The sequence below is a fragment of the Deinococcus sp. QL22 genome, from assembly GCF_023370075.1.
GTDB lineage: Bacteria > Deinococcota > Deinococci > Deinococcales > Deinococcaceae > Deinococcus.
The window spans coordinates 335157-352663 of sequence record NZ_CP097151.1; the positions used below are offsets into that span (position 1 = coordinate 335157).

General features: G+C 57.7%; 25 protein-coding genes. 19 read left to right on the forward strand and 6 right to left on the reverse strand.

Annotation, left to right across the window (positions count from 1 at the left end):
• The first annotated feature begins 139 nt into the window (after window positions 1–139).
• Both M1R55_RS21000 and M1R55_RS21005 read left to right on the forward strand, forming a co-directional pair.
• Complete coding sequence (locus M1R55_RS21000) at window positions 140–589, forward strand: hypothetical protein (protein WP_249394916.1); 450 nt, start codon at window positions 140–142, stop codon at window positions 587–589.
• A 256-nt stretch (window positions 590–845) separates the two neighbouring features.
• Window positions 846–1091, forward strand: a complete 246-nt coding sequence (locus M1R55_RS21005; protein ID WP_249394917.1) for a hypothetical protein — start codon at window positions 846–848, stop codon at window positions 1089–1091.
• 206 nt (window positions 1092–1297) lie between these two features.
• Here the strand turns inward: M1R55_RS21005 and M1R55_RS21010 are convergent, their stop codons facing one another.
• A complete protein-coding gene (locus tag M1R55_RS21010) occupies window positions 1298–1534 on the reverse strand; it encodes a hypothetical protein (protein WP_249394918.1) in 237 nt (78 codons plus the stop codon).
• Window positions 1535–2128: 594 nt separating this feature from the next.
• Here M1R55_RS21010 and M1R55_RS21015 point away from each other — a divergent pair.
• Together M1R55_RS21015 and M1R55_RS21020 are read left to right on the forward strand one after the other, a co-directional pair.
• The gene (locus M1R55_RS21015; RefSeq protein WP_249394919.1) at window positions 2129–2587 is read left to right on the forward strand and encodes a hypothetical protein; all 459 of its coding nucleotides are present in this window, start codon (window positions 2129–2131) and stop codon (window positions 2585–2587) included.
• A 146-nt stretch (window positions 2588–2733) separates the two neighbouring features.
• Window positions 2734–3072, forward strand: a complete 339-nt coding sequence (locus M1R55_RS21020) for a hypothetical protein (RefSeq protein WP_249391275.1) — start codon at window positions 2734–2736, stop codon at window positions 3070–3072.
• Window positions 3073–3284: 212 nt separating this feature from the next.
• On the opposite strand, the gene M1R55_RS21025 is transcribed toward M1R55_RS21020, so the two are convergent.
• Window positions 3285–3647 carry a hypothetical protein gene (locus M1R55_RS21025; RefSeq protein ID WP_249394920.1) on the reverse strand — a complete coding sequence of 121 codons (363 nt, stop codon included), beginning with the start codon at window positions 3645–3647 and terminating at the stop codon, window positions 3285–3287.
• 555 nt (window positions 3648–4202) lie between these two features.
• Between M1R55_RS21025 and M1R55_RS21030 the strand changes: the two genes are divergently transcribed.
• Both M1R55_RS21030 and M1R55_RS21035 read left to right on the forward strand, forming a co-directional pair.
• The gene (locus tag M1R55_RS21030) at window positions 4203–4508 is read left to right on the forward strand and encodes a hypothetical protein (RefSeq protein WP_249391321.1); all 306 of its coding nucleotides are present in this window, start codon (window positions 4203–4205) and stop codon (window positions 4506–4508) included.
• A 230-nt stretch (window positions 4509–4738) separates the two neighbouring features.
• On the forward strand, window positions 4739–5395 hold the full coding sequence (locus tag M1R55_RS21035; RefSeq protein WP_249394921.1) for a hypothetical protein: 657 nt from the start codon (window positions 4739–4741) through the stop codon (window positions 5393–5395).
• Between the two features lie 114 nt (window positions 5396–5509).
• Here M1R55_RS21035 and M1R55_RS21040 read toward each other — a convergent pair whose 3' ends face one another.
• Complete coding sequence (locus M1R55_RS21040) at window positions 5510–5989, reverse strand: hypothetical protein (protein WP_249394922.1); 480 nt, start codon at window positions 5987–5989, stop codon at window positions 5510–5512.
• A gap of 224 nt (window positions 5990–6213) precedes the next feature.
• Between M1R55_RS21040 and M1R55_RS21045 the strand changes: the two genes are divergently transcribed.
• Entirely contained in the window at window positions 6214–7407 is a 1194-nt protein-coding gene (locus tag M1R55_RS21045; protein WP_249394923.1) for a GGDEF domain-containing protein, read from the forward strand.
• An 8-nt stretch (window positions 7408–7415) separates the two neighbouring features.
• Here M1R55_RS21045 and M1R55_RS21050 read toward each other — a convergent pair whose 3' ends face one another.
• Both M1R55_RS21050 and M1R55_RS21055 read right to left on the reverse strand, forming a co-directional pair.
• A complete protein-coding gene (locus M1R55_RS21050) occupies window positions 7416–7718 on the reverse strand; it encodes a RusA family crossover junction endodeoxyribonuclease (protein ID WP_249394924.1) in 303 nt (100 codons plus the stop codon).
• Window positions 7711–8010 carry a hypothetical protein gene (locus M1R55_RS21055; RefSeq protein ID WP_249394925.1) on the reverse strand — a complete coding sequence of 100 codons (300 nt, stop codon included), beginning with the start codon at window positions 8008–8010 and terminating at the stop codon, window positions 7711–7713. The genes M1R55_RS21050 and M1R55_RS21055 overlap by 8 nt, the downstream gene beginning before the upstream one ends.
• An 80-nt stretch (window positions 8011–8090) precedes the next feature.
• Between M1R55_RS21055 and M1R55_RS21060 the strand changes: the two genes are divergently transcribed.
• Genes M1R55_RS21060 through M1R55_RS21070 form a run of 3 tightly spaced genes read left to right on the forward strand, consistent with a single transcriptional unit; the run spans window position 8091 to window position 9323 of the window.
• Window positions 8091–8327 carry a hypothetical protein gene (locus tag M1R55_RS21060; RefSeq protein WP_249394926.1) on the forward strand — a complete coding sequence of 79 codons (237 nt, stop codon included), beginning with the start codon at window positions 8091–8093 and terminating at the stop codon, window positions 8325–8327.
• A gap of 31 nt (window positions 8328–8358) precedes the next feature.
• Window positions 8359–8832 carry a helix-turn-helix domain-containing protein gene (locus M1R55_RS21065; RefSeq protein ID WP_249394927.1) on the forward strand — a complete coding sequence of 158 codons (474 nt, stop codon included), beginning with the start codon at window positions 8359–8361 and terminating at the stop codon, window positions 8830–8832.
• Entirely contained in the window at window positions 8820–9323 is a 504-nt protein-coding gene (locus M1R55_RS21070) for an IS630 family transposase (protein ID WP_249395313.1), read from the forward strand. Before M1R55_RS21065 ends, M1R55_RS21070 begins: the two co-directional genes overlap by 13 nt.
• 170 nt (window positions 9324–9493) lie before the next feature.
• On the opposite strand, the gene M1R55_RS21075 is transcribed toward M1R55_RS21070, so the two are convergent.
• Complete coding sequence (locus tag M1R55_RS21075; protein WP_249394928.1) at window positions 9494–10321, reverse strand: hypothetical protein; 828 nt, start codon at window positions 10319–10321, stop codon at window positions 9494–9496.
• Window positions 10322–10527: 206 nt separating this feature from the next.
• Here M1R55_RS21075 and M1R55_RS21080 point away from each other — a divergent pair, with 206 nt between their 5' ends.
• From M1R55_RS21080 to M1R55_RS21120, 9 genes are all read left to right on the forward strand, one after another.
• Window positions 10528–11298, forward strand: coding sequence for a glycoside hydrolase family 19 protein (locus M1R55_RS21080; RefSeq protein WP_249394929.1), 771 nt, complete (start codon window positions 10528–10530; stop codon window positions 11296–11298).
• An 86-nt stretch (window positions 11299–11384) separates the two neighbouring features.
• Window positions 11385–11570, forward strand: a complete 186-nt coding sequence (locus tag M1R55_RS21085) for a hypothetical protein (RefSeq protein WP_249394930.1) — start codon at window positions 11385–11387, stop codon at window positions 11568–11570.
• A 144-nt stretch (window positions 11571–11714) separates the two neighbouring features.
• Complete coding sequence (locus M1R55_RS21090) at window positions 11715–12095, forward strand: hypothetical protein (protein ID WP_249394931.1); 381 nt, start codon at window positions 11715–11717, stop codon at window positions 12093–12095.
• Window positions 12096–12220: 125 nt separating this feature from the next.
• Window positions 12221–12397 (forward strand): hypothetical protein, encoded by a 177-nt coding sequence (locus tag M1R55_RS21095; protein ID WP_249394932.1) that lies wholly within the window; start codon window positions 12221–12223, stop codon window positions 12395–12397.
• 346 nt (window positions 12398–12743) lie between these two features.
• Window positions 12744–12926, forward strand: coding sequence for a hypothetical protein (locus tag M1R55_RS21100; protein ID WP_249394933.1), 183 nt, complete (start codon window positions 12744–12746; stop codon window positions 12924–12926).
• A 418-nt stretch (window positions 12927–13344) separates the two neighbouring features.
• Entirely contained in the window at window positions 13345–13848 is a 504-nt protein-coding gene (locus tag M1R55_RS21105) for a response regulator (RefSeq protein ID WP_249394934.1), read from the forward strand.
• 360 nt (window positions 13849–14208) lie between these two features.
• Entirely contained in the window at window positions 14209–14379 is a 171-nt protein-coding gene (locus M1R55_RS21110) for a hypothetical protein (RefSeq protein WP_249394935.1), read from the forward strand.
• A 42-nt stretch (window positions 14380–14421) separates the two neighbouring features.
• Complete coding sequence (locus tag M1R55_RS21115) at window positions 14422–14880, forward strand: response regulator (protein WP_249394936.1); 459 nt, start codon at window positions 14422–14424, stop codon at window positions 14878–14880.
• A gap of 480 nt (window positions 14881–15360) precedes the next feature.
• On the forward strand, window positions 15361–17226 hold the full coding sequence (locus tag M1R55_RS21120; protein WP_249394937.1) for an HD domain-containing phosphohydrolase: 1866 nt from the start codon (window positions 15361–15363) through the stop codon (window positions 17224–17226).
• The last annotated feature ends 281 nt before the right edge of the window (window positions 17227–17507 follow it).

The window sequence follows — 17507 nt, forward strand, 5'->3', positions numbered from 1 at the left end:
CAGCTTCGCACGCTCAGCACGGGTGGTGGGTTGTTCGCGGGGTTTGCGTTTTCGTGCATCCTTCATAGGATAGCCCGAGGTGTGCATCCTTCAGGGGGTATGGGCATCACGGGTCACCTCCGGAGGTGTAACGTGAGGCATGAGCGATAACACTCTGGAGAGGCTGAAAAAGCTTGCTGAAGCCAATCAGGAATCTCAGAAGGCTTTCAGCCAACAAGCTTTTAGCCAACAAGCTCCACTAGAAGTTCTAAGCAAGCAGGCTCAGGCTGACAAGTTCCGCAATGAGGCATTTGGGGCTATGGAAGCAGCGTTCGAGGTGGTGGGCAGCCTTGGAGGTCAGGGTGAATTTGACCAAGATCCACACCTCGGCTTGCCTGCGTATAAGCTCATTGCCAACTTGCCTGGGCCCCACGGCATGCGAGTGGCAGTATTCGAAATAGCACTACGCAACGAAAGAGTAGAGATCGAATATCAGTTGTCGAACGGGCTTTCAGACGTACAGAAAGAGATCATTGCTATAATTGACCTCAAAGAAAACTTAGTAAAAGAGAAGATCTTCGACTACTTTGAGAAAATCATGCGCGGGTGAGCACTCCGCCCCGCTGATACCTCGGCACGAGTCCCATGAACGGCTCGCGCTCCAGCAGGTTTAAACGATGCCCCAATTCAGTTGTGGTCAGAGGGCATGCAGTTGCACCCCGCCGGCAGCCAGCCCGCACCTCTGATCAATAATGGGAGTACCCAGCCTTCCTCGTCTTGGCCCATTCAGTTCATTCACCGTTTGGCGTGAGGTGTCAAGTCGCTTTGCCACTGCGTGGTCACCTCCTGGTGATTACGATTGAGGAATGAGAGACCCCTGGTCTGACGACATTCGCCGCCGACTTGAGGCGTTGGCCTGGGCCGGGTGCGAGGTCAGCTACAGTGCTGATCCCAACAGAGACGCCACCGCTCCCTACTCCGTTGAGATCTATTACGAGGGGCAGAGAATTGCTTTTGAACAGGAACAGGACATCAACTCAGCCGCAGCCTTCGCGTATATCAACGCTGTGGCTCAACTGCGTGGGTTAGGCATCGTGGTTTCCGCCGAATAATCACCCCTGCCTGATACTTCGGTACCAGCCCCATAAATGGCTCGCGCTGTAGCCCCAGCTCTGGCAGATACCAGGGCGCGGGGTCGAGTTGCTTCCACTGTTTCGGCGTGACCTCGACTTCTCCGCGTGCCTCTTGCTCCATGAGCCGGCCACGGCATTCATCCGCAGCGGACTGAAGGTGGGCACAGCGAGTGGCGCGGTTTTGCTTAGCCACCCGCGAACTCAGCTGGGATCGGTTTGTCGATCACCTCTACCGTGGTGCGGCCCTCGTGCGCATGCGAGAAGATCAGGTCATCAATGCTGGCGTAGAAGCCTGTGGAGCAGGGCGCAACAACCCAGCGCAGCACCGCAGTCCTATCGCTGAAGATCACGCCCTCGGCAACGATCCCAGTGCCACTGCACCCGCTGACATCCTCAGTTCTGATCAGTTGGAACCGTTGCATGAACATGGAGCCTCCAGGGGCAAGAAAAAGCCCGCCACAGTCGGCGGGTCCTCAGTACCCGGCAGTTTCTGATTTTGGCGTCTGGGTGGGCATCAAAAGAGCAATGAGTTTCAGGGACCCCGTCCCGTCGCGCTCAACGATGCGGGCGAACGTCGAAACGAGCGTACGGAGGCCGAGCGTCACAACGCTCCAAGCCCGCCGACCGTGCGCCTTCACGGCACACGTCTGCAGGACACCCACCAGCACGCACCAGACCTAGGCGAGGGTGAGCAGACACAGCAGGCGCTCCACGTGATCGTGGAGCGTCATATGGGTGTTCTCCAGTTTGAACCCCTTGCTCTTTAGGGCGCGGAACAGACACTCGATCCGGAAGCGTTTCTGTTACCCGCTCAGGATGCGGTTGGCTGAACCGGCGTGACTGGCGATGACCAGTATCTCACCATCCTGCGTCCAGGTCAGTACGACACTCATTGGCAGACCGTAGACCTTGGCCTGGTCGACGAGGATGCCCGTCCTCCCTGGCTGGAAGGTCGTCGATAAAGGTGTCCTGCCGCAGATAGGAAGACCGGCACGAGCCAGACCCTGAATCCACTCTTGGCCGATACATTCCCAGTCGGCCTAGAGAACGGCGATCTCCCGACAGGACAGCAAAGAGAGCGCATCATCCAACAGAACGAGGCGAATCTCGGTGCTGCTGCCCCACGGGGGCAGCAGGGGAATGGCGACACCGCGCCACAGGACGGGGCCAGCACGAGAGCGTTCAGATCAGCTGTGCCGAGCTTCCAGTGGGTGCGGTCGATGATGAATTCTCGTTTCTGGTTGTCCGGCAGGAGGGCGATCGAAGAATCGTTCGATCCGGCGGATCACTGCCGATCGCTGAGCGCTGCCCGGGCAGCGCTCAGCGAGTTCGGCGGGACGAACGTCTTTGGCCTGGATGAGTGCGAGGACGATCAAGGCGAGAACGTCGACTTGGTTTTTCCGATACTCAGGGAAGTGTGCGGTGAAGCAGCGTGCGAGGGATTGGAGAGCGATGGGAGACGCACTCTGTTCTGACGCGTAGGACAAGCATTTTCAAGCCCCCCTAAAACTGTCGGGGACTGAGCGGCGGGTCACTCTCAGTTGTTTGGGATGAAGAAAGCCCACTGAGAAGTCGTCACAGGAATGTCGCCTATTCTGGTCAGATCTCGGGAGGTTGAACTATGACGCTTTTGGAGGAATTCAATGCCAGGTGGGAAATGTCCCTCACTGGCCTTACCGCTGAGGTCTGGCAGAAGATGAAAGCTCTCGGCGTCACAGCCCACTGGATTGATCCCTTGAATAGAGACCCCCGCCTCCTTCAACAGCAAATGAGCTTAATGGGGTGGAATGTCCAGGCCAGCGAGTTCTACACCTTTGCCGTGTACCACAACGATGAAATCTTGGTGGAGTACAGGCGGTACAGCACAGATGAAGCGGCGGTGGTGGTCACGGCCCTCAGTGATGCCGCCACCCAACTGGAAATGTATGGCCTCCAAGTGATTCCAAGCCTCAACTCTTGATGACCAGTTGGACGAGGACCAGGGTATGAAAAAGCCCCGCTTGTAGCAAGGCTGGGTTCGCCGACTTCACCCGGTCGGCCGTATAGATGTATGAAGTTACTGTACAGATTGATTTGTTACGGAACTATTACTCAGTAGTGGATACGGCAGGAATTGAATTTGCAACCATTCAGCCGAAGCTGACAGCTCTCCCGTTGAGGTTGACTTGTGGGCTAATAAGCCAGGCCGCCCCGCTTAAACAAGAACCCCATTTTGGTGAAGACGACCATGACGGTTCGGCCTTCCGCCGTGAACTTGAGCTGCGAGTGTTGATAGGTGTTGGAGGTGCTGACGCAAGTGCCTTCTAAGCTGTACGTTTTTCCCTTCATAAATTGAGGTGCAGGTGCGGGCGTGCGTCCGACGGGCTTGACTTTCCCGTCTGGCGTCAATATCACTTCTGTTTTTAATTTTGAGCCCTCGAATACCTTCACGCGCACACCGAGACAAGGCGAAGGTGCGTCATTGATCGCCAGCAGGCCGTCAAGTTTGTAGGTTGTTGCCCACGACACCGAGCCAAATACGGTGAGGGCCGACACCGCTGCCAGAATCGAAGCAACAGGCCGCCCTCGACAGACCAACCAGCAAAGAATTGTCATTGGCTTAACACTAGCCTTCTTATTCCGACAAATCCCTTACCTTCCAGACCTAAACTTGCCCGCCGTTGGAGGCAATGGAAGGCTTTGCCTCCACATAACGGATCTCCTGACCGAGTTTTGGCGGACGAGTAGAGAACCTGAAACAGGTGATAGCTGAGATCGGCTGTGAAGGCTGGAACCCCAGCATGGTTCAGATAAAGATTAGCCGTTCTGTGCGTTGAGCGAGTGAAGCGTCTGAGCTGATGACTGTCAGAAAATATTGTTGCAGCTCTGCCAAATCGACTTCAGCGAAGGGTGGCTAAAGCTTATCTCCCTCGAAAGATTTGAAAGAATGCATCCCGCTCTTGTAGGAGAAGAGAAAAAAGTAAGGAACGCAAAAACGCCCCGGAGGGCGGTCTGGACGTTTGAATTGAGTCAGGACTTTGAGACTACACATACCTGATGGCCTGACACAATTTATGAGAAAGCGTCCCCGGTAGGGGACACTTTCTGTTTGTGAAGACCGAAAATGCCACCGGGGACGCCCCCCGACTGTACCAAGCGATCCTGCCCCACCTCCACCCCGCCCTGTGGAACGACGTCCGCAACGCCCGTACGCTGGCCTGGATGGTCAGCGGCTTGGTGCTGTCCCAGAGCGTTTCCATTCCCTCCTGGCTGCCGCACATCCACTCCCAGGCCACGGTCGCCCAGAGCACCGAACGTCGCTGCCGACGGTGGCTGGAGAATCCAGCCATCGCCCCTGGCAGTGTGTATGGCCCCCTGATTACCCGAGCCTTGCGGGATTGGGGCCCGCATTCCTGACGCTGGCGCTGGACACCAGCATCCTGTTCGGACGCTTCTGTCTGATCCGGGTGGCCGTCCTCTACCGGGGACGCGCGGTACCGCTCGTCTCCCGTCCTAGAGCATGCCAGTGCTCAGGTCGGCACCGAACAACTCCTGCCTGTCCTCGCCGAGGTCAAAGGCCTGCTGGATTTTCTTGGGCTGCACGATGTTCGACTCCTGGCGGATCGGGGTTTTGCGACACGGCCTTGATGGGCTGGCTCCGCGTCTGCGGATGGCACTTCCGCATCCGCATCAAATCGAGCCTGATTCTGGCCGCTCCAGACGGGCAACGGGTCTGCACCATCGGGGAAATCAAACTCGCAGCGCGCGAAACGCGCTGCTTCCACAACGTCACGATCACCGGACACCGATTTGGGCCGGTGCATGTGGCTCTGGGCCGTCCCACGGACGGCCCAGAGCAGTGGCAGGTGGTGAGCGATGAACCCACCAGTCGTGCAACGTTTGCTGAGTACGGCGAGCGCTTCCAAATAGAGGAAGGATTCTTGGATGATAAGAGTGGCCTCTTCGGTCTGGAGGACTCCAAACTGCGTGATGCCGCCAGCCTCGAACGCCTGATCCTGGTGATCTCTGTGGCCACGCTCCTGCTCGTCTCCGAAGGACTCCAGCTCGTGCAGCAGGGTGTGCGCAGAACCATTGATCCCCATTGGAACCGCGCCCTGAGCTATTTGAAACTTGGTTTACGCGGCGTCCACTTCGCGCTGAGCCGGGGGCAGGCAGTACTCAACCGCCTGACGCTCCAAGGAGGCGCCGATCCGGCGCCTCCCGGACGTCGCAAGAAATCGCATGTCAGTTCTGTGGACGCTTTAGAAGGCGGCTGGGTGCTCAGATTTCGCTCTCCCTCATAAATTGTGTCAGGCCGTCAGCTACACATACAGTAGCGTCAACCCCGGAATTCTGCACCATCTACCCCCACCGTCAAGCGGCACGCCCGCGTGTACTCCTGTAAATGGCTGTGCGGATCACTGAGGCGGGCGGCGAGCGACAGGACGGCCACGGCCATACGCGGCGCTGCGGGGACGCGGACTGGCCCACCCACCACGCGGATCCATCAGACTCACGGGCGTCGGTTTGTTGCGGCTGTAGCGTTCGAGGAATCCACCCAACACCACCAGATCGGGTATGCCACTCACTTGCATTGGAGTGATGTGCGCCACTGCTTCCCCCTCGCGCACCTCTCCCATCGGCGTGATGAGCGCGGTCTTCTGATCCGGCAGGAATTCTCCCAGCGTGCTGATGGGATCCAGCCCACCCCTGCTATAAGGCAAAGTGGGGCGCAAGATCACCGGCACGCGCACGCGCCACAGTCTCAAGGCCTGATGCCACGCCTCGGCATACTGGCGGGCGGCCTGCTGCTGGGTGCGCTCGGCCAAGAAGCGGTCAATCTCAGGGCGTTCACCCTGTACCCGGAAGGCGCGGGCGCGTTTGGTTGAGTTCGTCAAGTGCGCCTCCTGTAGGCGGGAAAGGGTCACTACAGGTTCAACTGCCTAAGAAGCGCAGCCCTGATTAAAGTCCGGCTGGGCAGGCCACCGCCATGCGCCATCAGCGCTTCCTCTCGTGCAGGTTGTAGGGTCACCTTGTCAATAACACAAATAAGGATTTAGCAACACCCCCTCTGATTCACTACATTGAGAGTGAGCGTCACCCTGAGCAGTGGAGGCTGGACATGAGCAGTCACCCAAGTGAATGGACCACGATGGCAGTTTTGGCTGCCCTTACTTGGGGCGTCACCGTCCTGGTGTCGGTCTTCATCATCACCGTCTCGTGGTTGCGGCCCTCGTACCTCGGGTGGCGCGGTTGGGCGCTGGGACAGACTGCTCTGGTACTGGGGGTGCTTGTGGGCACCCTGCGAACTCCGGATACCCTGCTGGCTTCAGTCGTGATCGGCAACACCTTGGTCATGGTCGGATCGACACTGTGCTTGAGAGCCTTTCAGCGTTTCAGTGGGCGGTTCGTCAACCGACAAACTAACCGATGGAGTTGGGCGGTGTGCGCCGCTATCGTGCTTGCACTGATTTTGCTGACCACAGTCTGGGACGACATTTCGCTGCGGTTTCTTCTGGTCTCGGGCTATACCTCCACTGTGTTGCTGATGCTCGTCATCCTCCTCGTTGGGCAAATCCGGCGACACCCAGCGCTGCGAACCGCTTACGGCTTGAATTTGGGGGTATTGCTGGCCGGGGCCTTGCTGACCGTGCCTCGCTCGCAGATGATGATCAGCGCCGACGCACACATGGCCTTTACCCTGAATGTTCCAAACATCCTGTTGCATGCTGGAGCATTGCTGTTGTCGGTGGGTGGAAGTTTCGCTTTTTGGTTGCTGCATGATGACCGCCGCCGCCAGGAGATGCGACGCCTGCACCATGAGTTGTTCCTCCAAGCCACGCTGGATCCCTTGACGATCTTGCTCAACCGGCGGGGACTGTCGCAGGCCTATGAGCTCTGGCAGGATCAGGCCGCCGACGCAGTTGCAGTCCTGTTGCTGCTGGACATCGATGAGTTCAAAGCCATCAATGATCGACATGGACACGTGGAGGGCGACCGCTGTCTGGTGCAGTTGGCTGGGACACTGCGAACCATTGCTCAGCCGGGGGATCTGGCCAGTCGGGTGGGCGGGGATGAATTTGCATTGCTGCTCACTGGGCCTGAAGAACAGCGCATACAGCAAATCAAAGCGCTGGAAGTGCACCTGGCCAAAGACCAGCAAGGCACGTTGGGCTTCACGGTGAGTTTCGGAAGCACCGAGGTCGTTGCCGGAGAAGACTTGGCGAAAGCCATGAACCGAGCGGATCAGGGGATGTACCGGGCTAAGGCGCGTGGCATGCATGTGCAACAGCCCAGGCAGACCAACAACCCTTAGAGTAGATTTCAAGGCACACCTCCAAACAGCGTCTCAGTCAATGGCATGATCTGCACGACAACCTGCCCGCCGGGATGCACCGGGGCACGGCGCACGGTCAGCACATCGATCAGCGAGTCATCCGCCCAGCCCCCCGCATGGGTCAGGGCATCTTCCAGCGCCTTAGGAATATTGCTGAGGTCGCGTTTCCGTAGGTTCGGCGGCGAGACGATCAGCAGGGCCAGCCGTGCACCGCGTGGGGTTTTCGGTTGGCCGTAGGTCTGGATGCACGAGATGACGGCCCTGCGGTAGTTGCGCCACTCTTCACTCAACAGGACTTTGACCTGGTACGGGATGGTCTTCGGTTTCTTCGGCGTAAAGCACACCAGGATTGAGCGCCAGATGCTGTTCAGCGACGGCGGTAAAGGTCAGGGTTCCGGGTGGACTCGTTTTGGCTTCCAGCGGCTCAGTAGACCACTCGGGCTGGTTTTCCTGTACTAGGCGCGGCTGCACAGGTGGACTCGTTTCGACTATTGCCTGTGGCGCTTCTACCAGGCCCAATCTCTGCCGGGTGTCGGCCCGCACGTCAGGGTCAGCAATCGTGGTCCAAATACCGCTCAACATGCGCGAGGCTCGGAAAGGGTGCCAGCCAGGCATGAGAGGGAGTACAGTTACTAGCCCACCCGCTGAATCAAACTGTGCAGATGACCTGCCGCGATGAAATCCTGGCGACCGTCAACGCGTTGGTAAAAGACCGTACGCCCAAAACGTTTCATCTCAGTGAATTGCTGGATGCGGTGCACGCCAAGAATACGAGATATTTGGATTCGACCATTCGGACACATGTGGCTTCGCGGATGTGTCAGAACACTCCCAAAATTCACCAGACAACCTACGACGATTTTGAACGGATAGGCCTGGCTCTCTACCGCCTGCTCTAGTACAGCGTTTTGCAATTTAGTAGAGTTAGTTATGCCTCGCCCTCTGCTGTACAAAGTGGAATTGAGCCCTGAGCAGGAACAGACTCTCAAAGCCATCACAACGAAAGGGACCCACAAGGCGCGGGTCATGACCCGCGCTCAGATCTTGCTGATGGCCCATCGGCAGATGGGTGATCTCGCGATCAAGGAAGCCCTGGGGATCAGTGTGCAGATGGCGCAGTCGATCCGAAAACACTTCGTGCTCGGAGGGCTGGACGCGGCGCTCTATGATGCCCCACATACGGGTCGACCCGCGAAATTCACTGGCCAGGATCGGGCGGCGATCACGGCACTGGCGTGCCGTGAGGCTCCCACAGGCCATGCCCAGTGGAGCGTTCGCCTGCTCGCCGAAAAAGCCGTGGAATTGAACGTGGTAGACGGCATTGCGCCGTCCACGGTGTTCTACATCCTGAAAAAAACGCGCTCCAGCCGCACCGCAAAAGGCAGTGGTGCATCGCGCAACTGACGGCAAAGTTCCTGTGTGAGATGGAGCGTGTCCTGGACGTGTATGCCCGGCCCTATGATGAACGCTTCCCCGTGTTGTGCTTCGATGAGCAGCCTTGTTTCCTGATCGGCGACGTGATGGCCCCGGTTCCGATGGAACCGGGACGAGTCGCCAAGCAAGACTATGAATACGAGCGATTTGGAAGTGGCGCGGTGCTGCTCGCGGTTGAACCCCAGACTGGTCGTCGGTTTGTGAACGTGTGTGCCCGACGAACGGCCGAGGAATACACGGCATTCATGGAGGAGCTGGAACGGGCCTACCCAGCAGCGGTACAGATCACCCTGGTGCAGGACAACCTCAATACCCATCATGGGGGCAGCTTCTACAAGTGGATGTCCCCAGAACAGGCCCACCGGTTGGTGGGCCGATTCGAGTGGATCTACACGCCGAAACACGCCTCTTGGTTAAACATGGCGGAGTTGGAATTCAGCGCTCTTCAGCGGCAGTGTTGACATCGGCGGATTCCTTCGCTGGAACGACTTCGTTCCGAAGTCGAGGCCTGGGTGGCCGCGCGTTCACGCGCGGCCATCACACTCAACTGGCAGTTCTCGACTCAGGCCGCCCGACGAACCCTCGGACGCCACTATGAAACCATTCGTATTAATTGAACGCTGTACTAGCCTCACCCCTTGACCTCTTCGACCAATTTCATCACGGCTTTATTGAGGTAAGGGGCGGTGTCACCGTAAGCCACCGTGGCATGTGATTCCGAATCAACGATCAAGCCCTGCACCTGGGCGTTGCCGCTGGCATCCCGCTTCACCACGATCCGAAGCTCTTGGGTGTCTGTCAGCTGCTGCTGGGCATAGTTCAGGCACCAATCCGCCCAGCCTCCTTTCCCGGTGCTGTTCTGCTGAATTCTGGTCTGGATGTGGTGCTCTTGCCGCTTCAGCCGCTCATAGGTTCCGGTGGTGACGTTCTCAGCCAACGCTGTCGCCCGCTGCTCACCGGTCAAGGCATGGAAGGGCACTTCGGTTCCCGTATCTGGGTGTGCCACCGTGCCGTGCGCATCGATGGCCGCTGCTACCTCTGCCGCCGCTTTCACTTGACTTGTGCTGGGCCGCTCACTGCCGGTGGCCGTCTTCAAGTATGTGGCGACAGCAACTTGCATTTCCGGTTCCAGAGTCGCCATCACTTTGGCGGCCTCTTTGTACTTGCGGGCTTGCCGTTCGTTCTCTGGATGTAAACCAATGGTTGTCAGCGTGTGGCTGGTTTCCACCGCGTCTATCAACTGCTGCGCCCGCTGGCGAGACCAACCCCACACGCGCTCGCAGTAGTCACCAAAGGTTTTGTGGGCTTCGCGGTAGAGGCGAGCATCCCGGATGCTCAGCAGGGCTTCTCCGACACTGACAAACCCTGCCCAGCCGTGCCGCATGACAGCTTCAAGCCGCATGAGGGTCTCTTGTTCTTCCGGGGCCAGTGGCGTCACGCCTTGCTCAGTCATCGTCATAGGGATCTCCAACAGGGCAAGCCCGAAGGCCCGCCCCGGTTTGTTCAAGCGCTAGGTCGGGGGCCGAAGTCGTCGCCGGCGTCCGTTGGGAAAGGCATGTCGTCATCCAGATCCGGGCCAAGCGGGATATTTGGGACTGACGTCGGCTCAACCTTTTTGCCACTTACAAACAACTCCGCCCTGACCAATCCCCACAGAAAGCAGCGGTGGCCGCTGAGAAACTGGCGTGGGCCTTGCCGAAGTATCAAATTGATACATCGCTGCGGGTGGCGCACATGCTCGCGCAACTGGCTCACGAATCGGGCTTCATACCGATTGCGGAGAATCTGAACTACAGCGCCAAGCGGCTGCCTCAGGTGTGGCCGACCCGCTTCCCGACGCTGGCCAGTGCCCAGCGCTGCGCCAACAACCCGGAAGCACTGAGCAATACGGTCTACGCGGGCCGCTTGGGCAACGGTAGCCCGGAGTCTGGCGACGGCTACTGCTACCGGGGCCGGGGCATGATCCAACTCACAGGCCGCGAGCACTACCGCACTTACGGCAAGGTCATCGGCCATGACCTGGAGCGCGATCCAGACTTGCTCTTGCAATACGGCGTGTCTTCGCTGGCGGCGGGGGCGTTCTGGAAGGCACGCGGCCTGAACCGTTGGGCGGACATCAATGACGTGACCAGCGTGACCCGGATCATCAACGGTGAGTTGAATGGCCTGCAAGAGCGTATCGAGTACCTGCACCGGGCGAAACGCGCTCTGGGCATCTCGACCCATGGACTCACGAATGATAAAAACGGCCAGATGCAATCGTATAAAACTTGGCAAGGGTTTGTCGTCGGTGTTGGCACTGCGGTGGCCTCTATTTTCGTTGGCTGTGGCCTGTTTGTCCAAGGCGCGTCTGTGGATTGGGCCTTTGGCGGCGGCATCGTCGCAGGCTTGTTGATCTTTGAGCTGTTGTGGCACTTGGGTTTGACCTATGAGTGACTATCGTCGCAAGAGAACCACGTACTGACAATCCGCTTTTTTCCGGCCCTGCCTTCACAGTGGGGCTGCGCCCTTGGAGACCCACCATGAGTAATGCACTGAAGCGCCACCTGAAGCTGCTCGCCCTACGTGTCATTCCCGAGATGGAGCGCAAAGCCATCGAGTGGTACCTCAAGACCGGTGGGAAAATTGTTGGCAAGGCCAAAGACGGCCAGGCTCTTGATGCGACCATGGCGGCCTACAAACTGGCCACCAGCAGCATCCCGGTTTGAACGCGACAACCATTGACGACAGCTGATACGCAAGGCCGCCCGCGAGGCGCTGGACTGGACGTGGGGCGAGATTGGTAACAGTATTAATGACGCCACCCAACCGCCCATCATCGACGACGCCACCCTACCCGCTGGAGGTGTGCAGTGAACAAGATTCTCTTTCTCACGGCCTTGGCCCTGACCGCCTGTACACCGACCGTCCAAGGGTTCAGCAGTGTCGGTCGGTCGATCAATCCTTCCGACTCAGGACAAGCGACATTGACCCTGACCGACGTGGAAGGCTTCAAGACGGTTGCCTTTGCAGCGGGCAAGCAAGCTGCCGACCAGGTCGTGCTGACCCTCACCGGCCTCAATCTTGCGGTGAATGATCCAACGTGCTTTTCCAATGCCTCGGCGCAACTGGTGTGCGCCGTCGGGGGGTTGCCTGAGGGCCGCACGTATGTCCTGCCTGCGCGGGGCGTGCTGATGGTAGAGGCGGAGTACCGCAGGCAGGACGGGAAGACGTACACCCTCGCTACCGACTGATTCCCGGACAACTCAAGCAATGTAAAACCCTTGCCCCGTGCCTCAACTCTCAAGACCGCTTTACGGGGTTTGCACCGTTTGACGAGGTGAACAGAGGACATTCGAAGTCTCAGAGGAGGTCACAGATGACGCGTCATGACGAAGAAGAGCAGCGCACAAAGACCAGTCAGCCTCAAGCCGTGCCCGAAGAGCACGGTCAACCTGAGCCCACAGATCACCAGGGTCAGGAACGCCCGAATCCCAGCACAGGGACAGGCATGCATGGTCGGCCTTCGGACGATGCAGATCCCGGCCACAGCTGAGGAGCGCTTCCCTCCTGCGAATGTACCCCTGCCCCAGCTTCGGCTGTGGGCGGGGCCGTCTCCCGTTGACCCCTACCTCAATTCAATTTGGTAATTGATCACACATAAACTCGACCTTTGACGAATCTGCACGGAGCAGGTGTCTGGCAGTGTTGAACTAAACTGTGGAACGGCCCTATCTCACTTACTCCAATGAAGGTTTGTACCGCTATGCCCAGCGAGCTCAGATCCAGCACGCCTCTCTGCGTCAACGCCTCATCGACTTCGCTTCACAGGAACTCGAGCGGGAGGCAGTGCGAGCTGAACACCGTTGGCGAGAATATCGGCGCCAACAAGAAGCAACAGCGTGGGTAAATCTATGACTGGAGACGAAGTGTTGCGCACCGCTCAAGAATTGCTCGAACGTTCTGAGGTTCTTCAACGAGAGTTGGAACTGTTTTACCTGCAGCAAGCCGAGCAAGGCCTCGAGCCTCTCTCAAGCGTCGATCACGCCCCCGAAAACGCGGTCACCGGAGACGACGGATCATAAAGGTATTGAATGCGGCGCGGAGTCAACAAACGCGGGCGATCCAAGAGGTCGTCTTCAGTGATGTGCTCCAAGGCAAGTGGAATCTCAACTTAAAGAGACACCACGACTGGAACGGATCTGCGCTCGACAGCGTAAAATGTCCCGCTCTAAAGCCACCCAGAGAGGGGCTGCCTGCACCGCCGAAACCCGCCCGACATTCACGGCTACCTATAAGTTAATAAACGTGCGTCGAAGACAAGCCATCTCCGCTTCCCCTTCCGGCGTGGGGTGCTGCCTGAGGTCGTAGGTGGTTAGGGCCATCAAGCGACACCATCGGCCGGCAGGTTCCGCAGCCATACCAAGCTCAACCGTACTGCACAGAGCGAGCCACGGATGTTCTGGATTCTTACAGTTGGCGAAGGTGGGATGATCTGTGCCTGTGTCGGATCAGGGAAAAGAGCAGAATAGAGGCGATGAGACAGCGATGACCCGGCTTTTGCAGATCTCTGTGGTGGATGACAATATCTCTGATTTGATGCTGGCTGAAGAGGTCTTTACGAGCTTCAGCGACCAAGTGACGATCACGACCTATCAGAGCGGCAAAGCGGTCCTACAAGCCATGCGGCCTGCGGATGCCATCCTTCCGGATGTGCTCTTGCTGGATATCAACATGCCTCAGATGAACGGCTTTGACGTGCTCAAAGCAATGAAAGCGGATGAGCGACTCAAACTCATTCCAGTAGTGATGCTGACCAGTTCAGCCGTGGCTCAAGACGTGACGCAGGCGTATTCGCTGTTTGCCAGTTCGTATGTGGTCAAGTCGGTGGATTTTGAAAACTTCATTGAACAGATTGAGAGTTTGGTGGCGTTCTGGACGAAAAACCGGTTATTGAATTGGCCCACGCCGATTGAGGTCACCTCCGCTGTGAGGCTCAGCGATTAAGTTCAAACTGGTGTGTTGAGTCGTCTTGTTCGAGCACAAACAAGGCCCCCGCTCCAGCTTCGACTGGAGAGTGGGGACCTTGTTTGTGCTGCCTTCCTGTGCTTCGCGAAGGTACCCACGCTTTACAACTGCCGCTTTCGTTGCAGTCATCCCAGAGTGAAGTGAGGCGGGAGTCCCTGAGTCCCCTCTGGTCAACCCAAGAAAAGTGGCAACCGTTTGAGCTGCCCTTAATGTTGTCGCTTTCTCTGGATCAAGAATTGACAGTCACTGCTGTCTCAATCTTGTTGAAAATAAAGGTAAGCTTCAGATCAATTCTCATCCTGCAACAGTTGCCGCCTTCCCCCTCCCCTAGGTTGGCGTATGAATTCCCATGAAGATGTCCTGCTCAGGGCGCACCGCCTCTTGGCAGAGTCTGTTGAACTCGGACGGCAATGTGCCGAGTTTTATGAACGGGAGCATAAACCAGACGGCCTGATGGACGAGGCCACTGCACATGCTGCTCTGTTCGTCGCCCAACTGGCCACCGAGTGAGCGGAGCGGGCAAGAGCGCAGGGTGGACGCCATGAGACCTCAATGACCCCTCTCCTCCAATTCGTTGTGATTGATGACAATCTCGCCGAACTCTTCTTAATCACAGAGGTGTTTGCCACCTTCAGCACTCAAGTGACGCTGGTCACCTATCAGAGCGGTGAAGCGGCTCTGAAGGCGATGCAAATGCCACGAGCGGTCTGCCCAGATATCTTACTGCTCGATATCAATATGCCGGGTATAAGCGGCTTCGAGGTTCTGAAAACCATAAAAGCCGATGAGCACCTGAAGCTTATTCCAGTGGTGATGCTGACGACCTCTGTGGCCGCGGAGGACATTGTGCAGGCCTACTCGCTATTGGCTAATTCGTATCTGGTGAAGTCCACCCATTTTTCCAGCTTCGTCCAGCAAATAGAGAGCTTGGTAAATTACTGGACAACGACCCGGTTGCCTACTTGGCCTGCGCCAGTGGAGGTCACGACCACCCTGAGCATCAAAGATTAACTCTGGGGCGCTGGCCAGAGACCCAAAGAGGAAAGGCGACCCTCCTGGGTCGCCTTTGATGTTGAACATGATTGCACGGGATGCAGGCGGCGTCTAATGCACGACCACAGGCATGTCTGGGCCTACTATTTATGAATGATGAGAGTAATCAGTGTCATTTCAGGAGCGAGAGATCCGCAGCCGGCGGAGATGATTTTTCATCAGACACGCCTGTGGCTGCCCACGGGTTGGCGACTGGCTTAAGAAAAGCTGTTCAGGACTTGCAACACGCAACTGCGCTGGATCGATACCAGTTTCTTTCAGAATTTGGTGAGTGACTGGTCCAAACTCTGTCTAGCAGTACTGGGGTTGAACTCGGCGCTGTCAACCTTGTGGTGGGTCGGTGTCCACTGTAGGTCGTGTGAATTCTATTCCCCTGCACTGATGCAAAGCCACGTGCACCGTGAGACTTCTGTGAGTACCAAGGGCTTAAGATGTCGTATGAGTCTGAGCTTCCTGCAGGGCAGCATGCACCCCTTTGACCGGGTGCAAGACCTCATCTATGCCCTTGACGCTAACGAATGTTTCACGTTTGCAAATGCTTTCGCCCTGACTGCCTGGAACAAACACCTTCACGAACTGGTCGGCAAAAATTTTCAGGAAACGTTCCCGTTCAAGGCCAAGCCCGAGCTCATGACTGCCTTCAAGCAAGTCTTGGACACCCAAGAGCGGATAGAACTCGAAATGTTCGGTGATCGCCACCAAGGATGGATTGGTGTCATCGTCTACCCGGATCACGGCGGCCTGATCGTCCACGTCCGGCGACTCTCCATGAGTGCTGGAAGGAGTGCATCCACAGAACACGACGCACTCACCGGCTGCCTGACGCGCGCATCCTTTCTGGAAACGCAACCCGCTCTTAGCTTCCCTCAGGTGCTGGCCATCGTTGACCTGAACCTCCTGAAAAGCGTCAATGCTCTCCGTGGGCACAGCGGAGGCGACGGCCACATTCGCACCACCGCATACGCCCTACGAGAAGCTCTTCCGCCCGAGGGACTGATCTGCCGGTGGGGTGGAGATGAATTTGTGATTCTCGTGTCTGGCTACGACCCGAGTCCGCTCCACGCGCTCCTCAGTGAGGTCAACCGGGCCCTGCCGGGTCCACTGGCAGGCATTGATACGTTCACTATCGGCATGGCTGTTCGGGGCGCCGAGACCCCATTTGAACGCGCGTTTGCCATCGCTGACGAGCAGTTGCAACTTCGCAAGGAAGAGCTCAGGGAGACCATCCCGGGCCAACACGAAGCCGACTCCTTCGTAACGTTTTCTCAGGAACTCCAAGCCCTCCGGAACCCTCCCGACTTGGTTCAGCATGCCCTGAACCGACTCCTGAGGGTACTCGACTTCGATCATGCGGCCTACGCCACCATTGATGGCGATGAAGCCTTCTTCTCCTATCAAGCACTCCGCGAGGGCGTCCCGCCTCCACAACCCGCCCTGAACGTTCGGGTAGCCCTCCCGGAGACTGGCCTGGTCAATACGGTTCACCGCACGCGGACGACAGCGTGGAGTACCGATTATCCGAGTACCCCGGACCTGATGCCTCTGATGGTTCAACAGGGCGTCAAGAGCGCCATTGTTACCCCAGTCTTCAGTCAGGGTCAGGTGGCCGCTGCCATTGTGCTGCGAGTGGTGAACCGCTGGCAGACCATTACCCCTCAGATGCGTAAGGTGGTAGAACTGACCGCGCTGCGCTTAGAGCATGCCCTCGAGCTGCGCCGCACGGTGGATGAAGTCCGGTCAACCTTTGAGGCAGGCATGCTCACGCTCGGCATCGTGCTTGAGGCGCGCGATTTTGAGACGCACGGCCACACCACGCGCACGGCCACCATGGCCGTGCGGTTGGGCGAGCAGCTCGGACTGATGACCACCGACCTGCATCACTTGCGGCAAGGCGCCTATCTGCACGACCTTGGGAAGCTCTGCATTCCGGATGAAATCCTCAGGAAACCGGGCCGTTTCACTTCAGAGGAATGGGCCGTCATGCAGGGCCACGTCCTGCAAGGGTATGACCTTGCTACTCGGATCCCCGGACTCTCTGCGGAAACGCTTGAGGTTATCCGCTCACACCATGAACACTGGAACGGGCGCGGCTACCCAGATGGACTCGCCGGAACTGACATTCCCCTCAACGCGCGCATCTTCGCGGTCTGTGATGTATACGACGCGTTAATCAGTGAGCGGCCGTATAAGAAAGCCTGGACTCACGAGGCCGCACTTCTGGAAATTGAGCAAGAGGCTGGGCAGCACTTTGATCCGGATGTGGTGCGCGCCTTTTTGACCCTGATGGGGCCAATTCAGGATTGATGCAAGGAGTCCCACGAGAATCAGCAACCAGCGCACCCCTGAGACAAATTGGGCATCAACCCTCCCTTCTGAAGCAGCGGGCGTTGCGATCCTCCAAGCGAGCCCTGAACCGTAGCCTATGTTCAGCCACCTTCCTTGAGCTGCGTGCCTCTCTACCAGTGGGGAAAAGCTCTCCCTGCGTGCCTCCTTCCCTCTTCGGGTTTACCTTGCCCAAGAACAGTTGGCCCAGAACAGAGTTGCCCCAGCAGTTGTAGAAGGCGTCACTGTTGGATGAGTCCTAA